This window comes from Microbacterium sp. Z12_35, from assembly GCF_058310475.1.
Genome location: NZ_JBZEGJ010000001.1, coordinates 2,121,710 through 2,135,801, shown reverse-complemented (window position 1 = coordinate 2,135,801; position 14,092 = coordinate 2,121,710). Strand labels below are relative to the sequence as shown.

General features: G+C 65.8%; 11 protein-coding genes. 5 read left to right on the top strand and 6 right to left on the bottom strand.

Features of this window, described 5'->3' with window-relative positions:
• The first annotated feature begins 5 nt into the window (after nt 1–5).
• From AC4FS1_RS10250 to AC4FS1_RS10240, 3 genes are read left to right on the top strand one after another with little or no spacing between them, the layout of a single operon-like run.
• Nucleotides 6–803 (top strand): acetoacetate decarboxylase family protein, encoded by a 798-nt coding sequence (locus AC4FS1_RS10250; RefSeq protein ID WP_491154733.1) that lies wholly within the window; start codon nt 6–8, stop codon nt 801–803.
• A complete protein-coding gene (locus tag AC4FS1_RS10245; RefSeq protein ID WP_491154731.1) occupies nt 800–2,179 on the top strand; it encodes an NAD-dependent succinate-semialdehyde dehydrogenase in 1,380 nt (459 codons plus the stop codon). The genes AC4FS1_RS10250 and AC4FS1_RS10245 overlap by 4 nt, the downstream gene beginning before the upstream one ends.
• Before the next feature lie 26 nt (nt 2,180–2,205).
• Nucleotides 2,206–3,294, top strand: coding sequence for a tartrate dehydrogenase (locus AC4FS1_RS10240; RefSeq protein ID WP_491154729.1), 1,089 nt, complete (start codon nt 2,206–2,208; stop codon nt 3,292–3,294).
• A gap of 528 nt (nt 3,295–3,822) precedes the next feature.
• Here the strand turns inward: AC4FS1_RS10240 and AC4FS1_RS10235 are convergent.
• Genes AC4FS1_RS10235 through AC4FS1_RS10210 form a run of 6 tightly spaced genes read right to left on the bottom strand, consistent with a single transcriptional unit; the run spans nt 3,823 to nt 11,118 of the window.
• Entirely contained in the window at nt 3,823–5,091 is a 1,269-nt protein-coding gene (locus AC4FS1_RS10235) for a four-carbon acid sugar kinase family protein (protein ID WP_491154728.1), read from the bottom strand.
• Entirely contained in the window at nt 5,091–6,080 is a 990-nt protein-coding gene (locus tag AC4FS1_RS10230) for a PdxA family dehydrogenase (protein WP_491154726.1), read from the bottom strand. The genes AC4FS1_RS10235 and AC4FS1_RS10230 overlap by 1 nt, the downstream gene beginning before the upstream one ends.
• Nucleotides 6,077–7,957, bottom strand: a complete 1,881-nt coding sequence (locus tag AC4FS1_RS10225) for a beta-L-arabinofuranosidase domain-containing protein (protein ID WP_491154725.1) — start codon at nt 7,955–7,957, stop codon at nt 6,077–6,079. The genes AC4FS1_RS10230 and AC4FS1_RS10225 overlap by 4 nt, the downstream gene beginning before the upstream one ends.
• A gap of 25 nt (nt 7,958–7,982) precedes the next feature.
• The gene (locus AC4FS1_RS10220) at nt 7,983–8,903 is read right to left on the bottom strand and encodes a carbohydrate ABC transporter permease (RefSeq protein ID WP_491154723.1); all 921 of its coding nucleotides are present in this window, start codon (nt 8,901–8,903) and stop codon (nt 7,983–7,985) included.
• Complete coding sequence (locus AC4FS1_RS10215; protein ID WP_491154721.1) at nt 8,900–9,832, bottom strand: carbohydrate ABC transporter permease; 933 nt, start codon at nt 9,830–9,832, stop codon at nt 8,900–8,902. The genes AC4FS1_RS10220 and AC4FS1_RS10215 overlap by 4 nt, the downstream gene beginning before the upstream one ends.
• A 2-nt stretch (nt 9,833–9,834) precedes the next feature.
• The gene (locus tag AC4FS1_RS10210; protein WP_491154719.1) at nt 9,835–11,118 is read right to left on the bottom strand and encodes an ABC transporter substrate-binding protein; all 1,284 of its coding nucleotides are present in this window, start codon (nt 11,116–11,118) and stop codon (nt 9,835–9,837) included.
• Between the two features lie 153 nt (nt 11,119–11,271).
• Between AC4FS1_RS10210 and AC4FS1_RS10205 the strand changes: the two genes are divergently transcribed.
• Together AC4FS1_RS10205 and AC4FS1_RS10200 are read left to right on the top strand one after the other, a co-directional pair.
• On the top strand, nt 11,272–12,282 hold the full coding sequence (locus AC4FS1_RS10205) for a LacI family DNA-binding transcriptional regulator (RefSeq protein ID WP_491154717.1): 1,011 nt from the start codon (nt 11,272–11,274) through the stop codon (nt 12,280–12,282).
• A 757-nt stretch (nt 12,283–13,039) separates the two neighbouring features.
• Nucleotides 13,040–13,408 (top strand): DUF7957 family protein, encoded by a 369-nt coding sequence (locus tag AC4FS1_RS10200; protein WP_491154715.1) that lies wholly within the window; start codon nt 13,040–13,042, stop codon nt 13,406–13,408.
• The last annotated feature ends 684 nt before the right edge of the window (nt 13,409–14,092 follow it).

Sequence of the window (14,092 nt, the reverse complement as noted above, 5' to 3'; positions counted from 1 at the left end):
CACACATGTCCTCTGTCTTCCGCATGCCCCTCGGCTATGGCCCCGCACCCGGACCGCGTCAGACCGCCGACGGTGCTCCATATCGCTCTCCCGATGTGGAGACGTTGACCGCGGCGGTATGGGCCACCGTCCCCGAGCGTCGCCTGGCGGCGATCCTCCCCGACCCGTTCGTCCTCGCCGGCGACGAGATCATCGTCGAGGTGCACAGGCTGCGCAACATCGGATGGCTTGCGGGCCGCGGGTACAACATTGTCGACGTGAAAATCCCCGCCTGCATCCGCACGGCAGCCGACGGCGAGCTCGAAGGCGACTACATGTCGGTGCTGTGGGAGAACCTCGCCGACCCGATCATCACGGGGCGCGAGGAGCTCGGTTTCGCGAAAATCTTCGCCGACATCGACGCCCTCCCCGAGCCCGAAGACGGCAGCACGCGCGCCGCGGCCTCATGGGACGACTTCACCTTTTTTGATCTATCCGTGGCGAACCTGCAGGAGTCGACGGATTTGCGCGCCGGCCGACTGCGCTTCCACCACAAGTACGTCCCGGCAACCGGTGCTCGGGGGCAGTCAGATGCGTCGTACCCCGTGCTGACCCCGGCAGAGGACCCCTACCGCGCCCGCGTGTCTTCCTGGGTGGGGGAAGGGGAATTCGGGTTCCGCCAGGCGACCTTCGAGCAACTCCCGACCATGCAGCACATCGTCAACCGCCTGGCCGCGTTGGAACCCAGCTCGTTCGGTCACGCGCAGCTCGTTCTCACAAGCGGAGCGAAGAATCTCGACGACCAGACGCGGATCCACATATGACCCGCGTCGCGTCGCTGAACCCCGCGACAGAGGATGGCGTCAAATCGTTTCCGCTGCACGGGCCGGCCGAGATCGACGGGATCCTGGAAGCGGCAGCAGGCGCGCAACGCGTGTGGCGGCGGACCGAAATAGCGGAGCGCGCCGCTCTCTTGACGCGCATCGCGGTGGCGCTTCGAGCCGACGCGGAAACCTACGCGCGTCTGATCACGGCCGAGATGGGCAAGCCCATCACCGAGGCGCGTGCTGAGATCGAGAAATGCGCGGTGACACTCGACCACTACGCCGCAGATGGTGCACGGATCCTGGCCGACGAGATCGTCGGTTCGAATGCGACCGAGAGCAGGATCACCTACGAGCCGCTGGGGGTAGTGCTGGCGGTGATGCCTTGGAACTACCCGTTCTGGCAATTCTTCCGCTTCGCCGCCCCAGCGCTCGTCGCAGGCAACGGAACGATCTTGAAGCACGCCAACAACGTCCCGAGGTGCGCGCTTGCCGTCGCGGAAGTCATACGCCGTTCCGGAGCCCCGGAGGGACTCTGCGGCACCGTATTCGTAGAGACCCCCCAGGTGGCGGACCTGATCGGCGACGATCGAATCGCAGCAGTCACCTTCACAGGATCGACCGCCGTCGGCCGAGCCATCGCCGCCCAGGCCGGCGCGGCGCTCAAGAAGCACGTGCTCGAACTCGGAGGATCCGACCCCTTCATCGTGCTCGCCGACGCGGACGTCGCCGTAGCGGCGTCGACCGCCGTCCGAGCGCGTTTCATCAACGCGGGGCAGAGCTGCGTCAACGCCAAGAGGTTTATCGTCGAGGACGCCGTCGCCGAGGAGTTCGTAGAGGCCTTTCTCGAACACGTGCGGACCCTGCGCGTGGGCGACCCCGAGCTCGATGACACCGATCTCGGCCCCCTCGCCCGCGCCGACCTGCGCGACCACCTCCACTCCCAGGTCGTACGCACCTTGCGCGGCACCGGCGCCCAGCTGAGGCACGGGGGAGAGCCCTTGCCGGGCCGCGGCTTCTTCTATGCCCCCACGGTGATCGACCGCGTCAGCCCGGGCGACGCCGCGTTCGCGGAGGAGACCTTTGGCCCGCTCGCCGCGATCGCGCGCGCCCGCGACAGCGAGCACGCCATCACCCTCGCCAACAACACGCCTTTCGGACTCGGTGCCAGCGTGTGGACGGGAGATCCAGACCGTGCTGAGGAGATCGTGCGCCGACTCGACGCCGGCGCCGTATTCGTGAACGGAATGGTCGCCTCAGACGCACGCCTCCCCTTCGGTGGCATCAAGGCTTCGGGGTACGGCCGCGAGCTGGGAGATGTCGGCCTACGCGAGTTCGTGAACATCAAAACCGTTTGGATCGGGCCGGCCCTATGAGCCGCACGTGGAGAAACGACGATCGGGTGAGCGACGGCACCATCGCAGTGATCGCGGGTGACGGGATCGGCAAGGAGGTCATGCCTGCGGCCATCGCCTGCATCGATGCCGCTCTCGCGCCGTACGGCAGGGCCTTAATTTGGAATCATCTGCCGTGGGGATCAGACCACTACTTCGATACCGGTGCGATGATGCCTCCCGACGGGATGGCACAACTCGCCCTCTCCGACGCGATCTTCCTCGGCGCGGTGGGGCACCCCGACATCTCAGATGTCGAGACCCTGTGGGGACTGCTGATCCCGATTCGTCGTGAGTTCGAGCAATACGTGAACCTCCGGCCCATTCGCTCGCTGCCGGGCGTCGAGAGCCGGGTGCGCGGCGGCGACGACATCGACATCGTCATCGTCCGGGAGAACAGCGAGGGGGAGTACTCGGAGATCGGCGGTCGTATCTCGCGCGGTCTGCCCGAGGAGGCGGCCGTGCAGGAGAGCGTCTTCACACGCAAGGCGATCGCTCGCGTGGCGACGTACGCCGCGAACCTCGCCGCCGATCGAGCCGGCCTGCTGACCTCGGCGACGAAGTCGAACGGCATCATCCACACGATGCCGTTCTGGGACGAGATCGTGGACGAGGTACTCGTCGCGCATCCGCGAGTGCGCGGTGAGAAGGTGCTCATCGACGCTCTCGCCGCCAAGCTCGTTCTCGCCCCCGGCGCGTTCGATGTGATCGTCGCATCCAACCTGTTCGGCGATATCCTCTCAGACCTCGCCGGGGCCGTCGCGGGGTCGATCGGCGTGGCGCCGAGTGCCAACCTCAACCCCGAGCGCGAGCACCCCTCGCTCTTCGAACCGGTGCACGGGTCGGCCCCCGACATCGCGGGACTGAACATCGCGAACCCCATTGGTCAGATTTGGTCGGGCGCCTTGATGCTGGACCACCTCGGTCACGATCGGGCGGCGGCCGATCTCGTCAGCGCCTTCGAATCGGCCTTGCGCGACGGGGTAAAGACCCGCGACCTCGGCGGCACCGCGAGCACTCATGAGGTGCGCGACGCCGTCATCGAGCGCCTGAAGCGACCGAACGCCCGTGAACAGATCCGTGGGCAACACCAGTGAAGGATCGGAGGCGTTGAGGTGCGACGCCGAAAGCTCGCGGGCTGCGCAATGACAGCGGTTAGGCACAGAGGATATCCACGAAATTGAATCCGATAAGGGTTCAAGCCCGCCGTCACCGTCACCGTCACCGAATGTCCGAGTCGGCGAATCCCGCGGTCTCCGGGAGCGTGGTTCGAACGCCGCCTCTCCCTCCTCAGTCACTGGTGGTGAAGGTTGTGCACGAGCGTCCTGGAGACCCCGTGCCGACGGGCGACTTGCTCATAAGACAGCCTCTGAACGGTGACGGGCTTGGATGAAGCGCGAGCAACTACATCTGCACTTCTGGAAGATCCGGAAGTTTCTTGCGCTCGACGGACGCGCTTGGCGCTCTCGCGAGCGGCTCGTCTGAGCGTTTGAACGAGCTCGTGAGTGCCATTCAGTCCTTCGATTTCGGGCCGAGCAGCGCGCTCTCCGCGGAGCAGACCGAGGCGGTGCTAGCGGTTCTTCTCTCCGCGGACCCCCGACACCTTGCCTTTCGAATCTGACGGACTAGTTGCCTCGCATGTTGGCGGATTCAAGCCAGCCGACTGCCTCTACGAGGATGTCGTCGTCGCCCATGTTGCCGGGCACGATGACAACGGGCACCTCACGGCCGGCAGCTGCCGAGACACGCCACAGGCTCACCCCGGGGTGAAGCTGTCCAAGCACACGTGCGCGCTGCGCGCCCAGGCCGCGTGACATCACCTCGGCGGCAGTGATGCCCCCCTTCGTCACGACCGCATCGGTGTCACCAGCAAGCAGGCGCGTGGCCGTAGTGAGCGCGTTCATGACCGCGGCGCCATCGGAGAGGGTGGCGTGGGCATCGGAGCGGGTGCGCTCTGTCGCGACGAAGCGCACGCGCGACGGGCGCTGGCGTCGCACTTCTTCGGCCGCAACACGAGCTCCTTCGACCGCGGGATCAGCCAGGGCTGCGATCGTGGATACTTCAGTGGGCTCGCCCACGTCCTCCGCCAGTCGGGCAATCTGCGTGCGGGCGATGTCAGTGTGCGAGCCGCACACGACGAGCACCGAGTGGGCTCCGGCGAGGATACTAGGGTGCAGAAGACCCCCGCTCGGCACGCCCGCCAGCTCTGCCGCGAGGGGCGCGGCCGAACGCACGACGAGAGGGCGCCAGCCCCAGACCGACTGCGCGGCGCGGGCGATCGCAGCGATGTCGCTGGACTCGACGGCGTCGGGAAGTACGACGGCGCCGGCGGGTGCTTCTCGAAGTACGTCAGCGAGCCCGCCCGAGCGCACGGCGACGAGCGGAACGGTGATGGTCGGAGCATCCGTGCGTTCGGCCACGAAGTCCGCAAGAGCGCTCGAAGCGAACCCGAAGACAGGGTCGCGGGAGAACTCGGTTTCTCCAACGGGCAGCAACGAATTCCGTTGCCGCACGTAGTGGACACCATCGCGCGTCACGCGCCCACCCTCTGGGAACGCGGGGACGAAGATCATCACCGCGTCATCCTGGGCGAAGACGGCGGACTCGGCGAAGACGTGTCCGCGAAGAGTCGAGTCACCGCGGAGGACGAAACGGATATCGACGCCGAGCCGACGGCCTGCCTCCTCCGCCGACGCGCGGATGCTCCTCGCGAGACAGACCGCCTCGGACTCCACGAGCGCGCGGCTGTTCATCTGCACGTAGACGCTGCGGTCGGTCGAGAGCACATCCACCAGCGCCTGTACGTCGTGGTCGAGGAGCACGGTTACATCGGCCGCGGCCTGCGTGCCGGTTGGGTCGTCGTCGAGAACGACGACGCGCGTGGGACCGAGCATCACTGGAGGTTCGTGACCAGGCGGCGCGCGAGCCGGTAGGCGTTGCGGGTGGAGTCGAGACTCGCCTTCGCCTTCCCGACGATGTCGAACGCCGTGCCGTGGGCGGGCGTGCAGATGGGGATGCCGAGGCCGGCCTCGAGTGTCACTCCGCCGTCGAATGCTCTCGTCTTCAGCGCGATCTGACCCTGGTCGTGGTACATCGTAATGATGCCGTCGAAGGTGCCGTCGAAGCCGCGGCGGAAGAGCGTGTCGCAGGGGAACGGGCCGGATGCGTCGACCCCGCGGTCTCGTGCCAGTTCGACGCCGGGCGCGATCGCGGTGATCTCCTCGTCGCCGAAGAGCCCGTTCTCTCCCGCGTGTGGGTTGAGGGCGCAGACCGCGATGCGCGGAGCATTCAGGCCGGATGCGACGAGAAGGTTGTGGAGAAGCGCGGTAGTGTCGCGCACAGACGCGGGCGTGACGAGGTCGGCCACCTCGCGCAGCGCGACGTGCGACGTCACCCGGGCGGTCCAGAACGTCGTGCTGACGTTCACCTCCGAGACGGTGCGGTCTCCTCCGACCTGTCCTTCGAACCAGCGCATCTCGTCGGGTTCCGTCATCCCGGCCTGGTGCAGGGACGTCTTGTTGAGCGGTCCGAACTGGATGCCGGCGACCTCGCCGCTGGCATACAGCTCGAGGCTGCGCTCCAATGCCGCGAGAGCCCAGCGCCCCGCTTCGGCGCTGACGTCACCCGCGCCTGACGGCAGGGTGGAGTCGAGGTCGGCGAGGGTGAAGTGCGGGGTCGCGAGTAGCTGGTCGAGTCCCACGTCGATCCCGCTTCGGTCCAGCCCCCGCCACAGTTCCTCCCGTGACGACACGATCACCACCGGCTCGTCCGGCAGCGCCCGCAACTCGGCGAGCAGGCGCACGAGGAGTTCCGGACCGACGCCGGCCGGATCGCCGGCTGTGACCGCGATCGGACGCGCCGTGGACGCTCCAGCGACCGTCATCGCGCGATCGCCGGGGGCAGCTTCACACCGACGATGGGCACCACCGTGGGAAGCTCAGCGAGCCGGATGCGTGCACACCCGTACGGCACCAGATCGAAGGAATTGATCCACCGCGCCGGTGCAGGCCCATCTGGAGGGTTGCTCGCGTTACCGCCTTCCCGCATCCACTCCGGAAGCGCGCGACTACCGGCCGCATGAATACGCACGGGAACATCGACACGCCCGAACGGCACATCGCTCACGGGCTCCCTCGAGACGCCCCACTCTTCGAGGGGCACGGGCGCATCGGCGTAGAGCGACATGTTCCAGCTGCGTTCCGGGAATACCTCCCACTCGCCCAGGCCGCGGGCATCCGGGATCGGACGCCACCGCTCACCGGGTGTAGCGACCATGACGAGCGCTCCGAGTCGCACTCCCACGGCCTGCCGCTCGCGCTTGATGCGGCGCGGCGACATCGGGAGGTGCAGCACTACCTCGTCCCCCTCCGCCCATCGGCGGGCGACCGACAGATAGCGGCTCGCGTCGGCGACCGCGTCCGTCGATTCTCCGTTGACCGTGAGAGACGTCTCGGTCGCCCACTCGGGCACGCGCAGCAGTAGCGCGACCTCACGGGATGCGGTGGCCGATGCCACGCGGAAAGTGATCGTCTCGGTGAACGGGTAGTCGGTAACCTCGTCGATCACCAACTCGCCACCGCCCACCTCGGCGCGCACCCGACTCGGGCCGTACGCGGTCACGGCCAGCGCATCGTTCCCGGTCATCCAGAGCGACGCCACGAGCTTCGGCCAGCCCTGGTGGTAGTTGGCGGTGCAGCAGCCGAAGTGCGGCTCGAGACCGAACACGTTTGCACTGTTGGTGCTGTAGGACCAGTTCCGGTCGGCCGTGGACGCCTCGATCTGGTTCGCCTGTTGGTGGTACTGGTGCGCTCGCATGAGCGGGTCGGATGAGGCGGGCAGGAGGTTGTACGCGGCGTTCTCCAGCAGATCCGAGTAGATCCCGTCGCCGGTCACGCGCGCGGCGATCTCCATCGTGAACATGTACTCCACGACCTGGCACGTCTCGACACCCCGGTTGGCCTCGCGGCCGGCGAGCCACTCGTCGCCGGAGAACATGCCGTGAACCTGTCCGTGCCAGCGGTCGAGGTGCGCGAGAGCCCGCTGCGTCGCGGCGTGCGCGTCGCCCTCACCGACCATGAGCGAGCGCACGGCAGGGTTCTTCAGCGCCATCGCGACGTTCGGGCCGTGGGTGCGGTGGTCGAACGACATCGCCTTGCCGGTGATGAGCCCCTCGCCGAGTGCCTCGTCCCAGTCGAGACCCTGTTCAAAGAGCAGGTGAGCGAGCTCCCGCCACTCGTCTCGCGGTTTACGCTCGTGCACCCAGGCGAGGGCGAGCACGTTCTCCGCCGCCCGCGCGGCCGCCCAGCCCTCCAATGGGCGGTCGCGCAGCTCGCGTAGCTGGAACGCGAAGTACCGCTCGAGGAAAGGAAGCACTCGGTCGTCGCCGGTGGCCTCGGCATGCTGCTGCAGCACCTTGGCGGCCACCATGCGGGGCCACCAATCGTCGTTGGTAGCGGGACCGAACTGCCCGCTCTCGTCCTGGCTCGACAGCATCCATTCGATCCACTTGCCGGCGCGAGCGATGAGCGCCTCGTCCTGCAGGGCGTGCGCGAGCGGGACGAGACCGTCGAGGTAGTAGGGGCCGCGTTCCCAGCTTTCCCCGGTACCACCCAGCCATCCGGAGTTCGATCCGAGGTCGTCCCACAACTCCTCGATAGAGCCAGAAAGACCGTTGGCCTGGATCTCGAGTTGCCGGCGCAGCCAGCCTGACGGGGTGATCGCTCCGAGAGGAAGGGAGGAGAAGGCGGAATGCACAGACATAGGGAGGTTCCTCACTGGGATGGGGTCAGCCGCGCAGCGCGCCCTCGGTGAGGCCACCGATGTAGAAGCGCTGAAGGACGAGGTAGAGGACAAGACAGGGAAGGATGGCGATCGTCGTTCCCGCTTGAAGCAGGCCCCAGTCGATGGAGCCGTACGCGCCAGTGCGGATATTGACGAGCATGAGCGACAGCGTGAAGTTGCCACCATCGTTGAGCATGAGTAGGGGTACGAGGAACTCGTTCCACGACACCAGGAACGCGAACAGTGCGACTGTCACGATGCCGGGAAGCACGAGCGGCAGCGAGATACGCAGGAAGACCCCGAAGGATGAAGCACCGTCGACCTTGCCTGCCTCCTCGAGTTCGACGGGGATCGCCTCGAAGCTGTTTCGCATCAAGAAGATGCTGAAGGGCAGCTGGAACACGGTGAGCACGAGGCCCACCGAGACGAGACTGTCCTGCAATCCCGCGCGGGCGAACATGAAGTACAGCGGCAGCACGAGCGTCGCGTGAGGCACCATCAGAACGGCGATAACGGCGAGGAAAACAAGGTTCTTGCCGCGGAACTGGAAGCGCGCGAACCCGTAGCCGCCGAGCGTGGCGATCACGATCGTGAGAACGACCGAGACCCCGGCCACGACGAGTGAGTTACCGACGTATCGGCCGAGCCCTTCGCCGTTGGCCGCGAGCTCGGAGTAGTTCTCGATGCTCCACGGTTGTGGCCACAGCGTCGGTGGCGAAGCGCTCGCACCGGCCGGCGTCTTGAAGGAGTTCAGCGTCGACCAGACGAGCGGGAAGAGAAAGAGCACGGCGAGAACGATGCCGGTCACGTGATACGGGATGCCCCGGGCAGTGCGTGCGAACGATGGCCGGCGACGCACGCGCTTCGCGGTCGTGAGCGCCTGCGTCTGGGTCGACGAGGTGGGCGTGCGCGTGAGGACACTCACTTGTCGGACCCCTTCACGAATCGGAGTTGCAGCGCGTTGATGATGACGAGCGCGAACAGAAGGATGATCGAGAGCGCGGCGGCGGTACCCAGGTCGAACGAGGTGAAGGCGGTGTTGTAGACCGACATGACCATCGTCACTGTCGTGTTGTCCGGACCGCCCTGCGTCATGACCATGAACTGATCGAAGGCCAGGAGTGAGCCGGTGACGGAGAGCACGAGCAGGAGGGCGAGCGTCGGGCGCAGGAACGGGAGGGTGATGTAGCGGAACCGCTGCCACGAGTTCGCCCCGTCGATCATCGACGCCTCGTTGACGCTGGATGGTATCGACTGAAGCGCGACGAGAAGGATGATGACCTGGAACCCGACGAATTTCCACACGATCATGACGGTCACCGCCAGCGTCGCACTCAGAGGGGTGTCGAAGAAGCCCACGGGGCCGTCGGCGATACCGAACCATCGCAGCGCCGCGGCGAAGATTCCGACCTGGTCGTTGTAGTTGACGACCCACATCAGGCTCGCTGTGGACAGGCCCACCACATACGGAGCGAAGATGGCGAGGCGGTAGAACTTGGTCCCGCGGCGCGGGCTGTTGAGGAACGCAGCAAGGAAGAGGGCGAGCAGGAAGATCGCGGCGGTCGCCAGCACGGTGTAGCCGAGGGTGAACAGGATGGCGCCCACATAGCTGGAGTCACTGAAGATCGCGACGTAGTTGCCGACGCCGATGAATGTCGGCGAACCCAGCAACGGCCAGTCGCTGAGCGACATGTACACGACGATCGCCAGCGGCAGGACGAACAGCACGGCGATGGTCACCGCCGTCGGTGCGATGAACGCCCATCCGACGAGAGCCTGCCGCCGGTGACGGGTGGTGCCCCCGCGAGGCCGGCGCTCAAGCACCGGCCCCGCGGAGAGGGTGGGGGCGACCACGATCAGTAGGCTCCGTCCAGCAGTGCCTGGATGGCCTTCTGCCCTATGGACAGCGCGCTGTCGTCACCATTGAAGACGACACCTCGCACTGCCGTCAGCCACGGGCCATTCGGGGAGTTGATCGCCTCGCCGTACGGGATGGTCGATGGGGTGTAGCCGTTCTCCATTCCCGCGGTGATGGCGGCAAGACGGGGATCCGCGGACGTGTACTCATTGTCGGCCAGGTCGACGCGCACCGGGAGGTTGCCGTCCTTGGCGACGATCTCGACCTGCGCATCCTCGCCGAGGGTCCACTCGATGAAGTCCCACGCGGCATCTGGATGCTCGGAGGAACTCGTGATGCCGACGACGTCGCCGCCGACGAAGGTTCCGGTGCCGGAGCCGTCTTCGGTCATCAGTGGCATGTATCCCCACTCGAAGTCGACGGTCTCATTCACAACCGGGATTGAATACGAGCCGTTCGGCCAGATGCCCACCTTGCCCTGCAGGAACGGCTCCTGCTGGGTGGAGGTATCGCCCGTCGACGCGCCGGCGGGCACGAGCCCGTCGGCGTAGAGACGCTCGTAGAGCCCGAACCAGTCGGCGAGCGCATCACTGTCGATGCTCGCCGTCTTCCCGTCCAGGCTGATCGGCAGCTGTTCGGCGGCGCGGCCGACGCCGAAGGACGTGTAGGCGTTGCATCCGGCGCAGTTGCCCGGAAAGTAGAACCCGTAGGTGTCATCCCCAAGGGCCGTGATCGCGGCGGCCGCGTCGTAGATCTCGTCGTAGGTGGTCGGAGGATTCTCCGGATCCAGCCCCGCAGCGGCGAAGAGGTCCTTGTTGTAGAAGATGAACGACGAGTCCACCTTGTGCGGCACCGCGTAGCTCTTCGCGTCGAAGGTCGAGGCATCGATGTGCGCGCTGACGAGGTCGTCTCCGTAGGGGAGCTCTGCGATCCGGTCGGTGATGTCGGCGTAGACCGACTGCATCGCGTAGTTGGGTGCGTACACCACATCGGAGGCGAGGATGTCGGGCAGCGATCCTGCTCCCGCGGCGGCGCCGACCTTCTGCTGGAAGCTGTCGCTTGCGACGATCGTGAGCTTGATCTGGGTGTCGTGCGAATCGTTGTAGGCGTCGACGAGCGCCTGCGTGTAGTCCTGGGTGGACGAGCGGGCCCACATCGTCAGTTCGGCGGGTTGGTCAGATCCGGCACTCTCGCCCGGCGTGCCGCCGCCGCACGCGGTCAGCGTCAGCGCGCCGATCGCCGTGGCCGCGATGATGCCGAGCACCCTCTTTGCTGCGTCCATTCGTTTCCTCCTCGTTGAGACGAGCGCATGTGCGACCAGTTTCTTGACGAATGTGCGCAAGCAGCAAACTTTCTCATGAGTTTTCTCTCTTGACACTGCACATCGCCGGACTACGCTCTGAGAAACTGCTTGAGAAACAGGAGCATCCGACCCATGAGTGCCCTTCCCACGATCTCCGACGTGGCCCGCGAAGCCGGGGTGTCGATCAGCACGGTGTCGAAGGCGCTCAACGGCAACGGGCGCATGCGTGAGGAGACGCGTGAGCGGATCGCGGAGGTCGCTCGGCGCGTTGGCTATGAGCCGCGGCCGCCTCGTCGGCCCGTTCGCGAATCGCGTTCCTACACGATCGGCCTGCTCACCACCGATAGCTTCTCGCGATTCGCCAGCCCGATCATGCTCGGCGTCGAAGACGCTCTCGGAGCTGGGCGCATTTCCGTGCTTCTCGCGGATGGTCGGGGCGACCCGATCCGGGAGAACCACCATCTGCAGACCTTCGTGGCGCGCCGGGTGGACGCCATTATCGTCACCGGAAGACGCTCCGAGCCGCGCCCGCCGATCGGCGTCTCGACCAAAGTGCCCGTCTGCTACGTGCTCTCCCGCTCACAGCGTCCAGAAGATCTGTCGATCGTCATCGACGACGAACAGGGCGCCCGCCTCGCCATCTCGCACCTGCTCGCCCTCGGGCGCAAGCGGATCGCGTACATCGGCGGACCCCAGAAACACCTTTCGGCGCGCCTGCGCCATGCCGGAATGCTGGACGAGCTGCGCAGCGCAGGGCAGGAGCAGGTCCCGCACTCCGCGGTGTGGGGGGAATGGAGCGAATCGTGGGGCCGTCAAGCCGCCAGCATCCTGGTCCACTCCGGGTCACCGATCGACGGCATCTTCTGTGCCAGCGATCAGATCGCGCGGGGTGTCGTCGAGCAGCTGCAGGCGCTCGGGCGACGAGTCCCCGACGACGTGTCCGTAGTCGGCTTCGACAACTGGGACGTCATCGCCCTCGCGGCCCGACCGCAGCTGACGACAATCGACCCCCAGCTGAGCGACCTCGGCCGCATGGCGGCCGAATCCATCCTCGCAGTGATGGGCGGCGAGCCGCGGCGTGGCGTCATCGCGCACGAGTGCGTGCTGGTTGCGCGCGAGTCGACAGCGGTGTTGCTCACCTGAGACGTTGCCTGCGTGATTCGCACGCGGCTCGCATGGCGTATCTAGGGGGACGACTAGTGAGCAAACCGTGGGCAAAAGCAGACGACAGTTCAGCATGGCGAAGTCGAGCCCCGAAAGGGTCCGCGCCCGTGTAAAGACAGGGAGGTTCCTCCGAGGTGCATCCCCAAATCGGATCCCCTATGAGTTCAAATCCCACCGTCACCGCCATTTTTCCCAGATCAGCGCGTCTTTCTGTGGGCGCTGATCTGCGTTTGGGCAAGACTGGCTTACTCAGCCGTTACTCGCGGCGCTCTGCTGATCGGTGGGCCACCAGTCGATTTCCGCGGAATCACGCTGATCTCGCCACAGGATGAAAGCGAAAAGCCCTCCCCTACGGTGGGAATCGCGCTCTCGTGAAGCGGTTCTCGCCGGCGGCGCAGCTTCGTCCGACAGTTGCCAGCTCGTGACTGGTGCAGATTGGCGCCGTTCGCATAGCGGGGCTCGGTCGCGTGTTGCCGGGTCAGGTGTAGCTCGCTGGAGGATCCATCGACATCAGCGGCACCCATCGGCGAACGCCGACGTGGATATAGAAGAAGATCGTTTGCCCGAAAGCGGGGAGTCGAGGACGGGGTTCGTTTCGCAAGTGACTCTCCCGGCCGGGGTCAGAATGCAAGTCGGCGAGGCAGCGCCGGCCTTCGGCAATACCGGTGGATGGCCGCAAGCACAGTTGCTGCAACGTATACGCCTTGTCGGCGTTCGGTCCCGGGGAGCGTCTACCATGAGCATCATGCCGGCGTATGCGCTCGTTGACGGCTGGATCGAGATCGTAGGGCCGGATTCGGCTCGTGTGCGCGTTCAGCCGGACGGCCTCGAAGTCCTCAACATCAGTTCATGGGGTTCCGACGGTGTCCTGGCGCTTCTGAGCTCACCGCCAACGGGTGCCAATCGGATTCAGAATCTCGTGTTCGTCGACGGCGACGGCGAAGTGAGATGGAGGGCGAAGCTGCCGTCGAACGTTGCCGTGGACAGTTACGTGGCGGTGACGTTGGATGGCTCTGCCCAGCTGCTCGCCTCAACATGGAGCGGCCACCAAGTGATTCTGGATGGCGACACGGGCGAGATCGTCGACTCTCGTTTCTCGAAATGAGTGAGGTTCGAGCCGCCGTGGCCGTGTCGCTGCCGGTCGGCCGAGCCTCAGTGATTCAGCGTCCCGTCGCCATGCCACCGGTACGCCGTCAAGGGGCCGCCTTTGGCCAACAACAGGCGGAAACCTTGGTATGGAACACGGCAAGAGACGTTCAGACATTCTCGCTGCTGAGTAACGACTTATCGAACCCGCGGCAGGCGACGCAGACGTCCGCGCCATCATCAAGACCGCTTAGTTTGAGTAGCTTCTTCCATGTAGCAAGGCGGCGGGTTCAGGTGACGGCTCGCTCTGAGCATCAACCGCTCTTGGCCTCCGTGGACCGTGGCGCGGGACACCAGGGCGAACTTCGTGAGCAAAATCGTGGGCAAGATCGCAGACAGTACGCGGTAGTCGCAGCCCGCTGCTGCAAAGTTGAGATCCGCTGGAGGGCAGGGAAATACCAGCGAAGTGCACCCTCGAAACCAGATCCGATAAGAGTTCAAATCCCACCGTCACCGCCATTTTTCCCAGATCAGCGCCCGTTTTCTCGGGCGCTGATCTGCGTTTGAGCCGTCGCGCGGGTTAGGCGTGAACGCGTCGACCTGAATGTCGCCGCGACCGGGACCGGTGCTCCTAGTGCCCCAGCTCGGAGCGCCGTGACGGTCGCGGGACGCTCTCGCATCGAGGTCATTACCCGAAGCATTC

Coding starts and splice junctions, on each gene's coding strand:
- AC4FS1_RS10230 (WP_491154726.1), bottom strand. CDS start 6,080: ATGACGGTCGCTGGAGCGTCCACGGCGCGTCCGATCGCGGTCACAGCC.
- AC4FS1_RS10245 (WP_491154731.1), top strand. CDS start 800: ATGACCCGCGTCGCGTCGCTGAACCCCGCGACAGAGGATGGCGTCAAA.
- AC4FS1_RS10225 (WP_491154725.1), bottom strand. CDS start 7,957: ATGTCTGTGCATTCCGCCTTCTCCTCCCTTCCTCTCGGAGCGATCACC.
- AC4FS1_RS10250 (WP_491154733.1), top strand. CDS start 6: ATGTCCTCTGTCTTCCGCATGCCCCTCGGCTATGGCCCCGCACCCGGA.
- AC4FS1_RS10205 (WP_491154717.1), top strand. CDS start 11,272: ATGAGTGCCCTTCCCACGATCTCCGACGTGGCCCGCGAAGCCGGGGTG.
- AC4FS1_RS10200 (WP_491154715.1), top strand. CDS start 13,040: ATGAGCATCATGCCGGCGTATGCGCTCGTTGACGGCTGGATCGAGATC.
- AC4FS1_RS10235 (WP_491154728.1), bottom strand. CDS start 5,091: ATGCTCGGTCCCACGCGCGTCGTCGTTCTCGACGACGACCCAACCGGC.
- AC4FS1_RS10210 (WP_491154719.1), bottom strand. CDS start 11,118: ATGGACGCAGCAAAGAGGGTGCTCGGCATCATCGCGGCCACGGCGATC.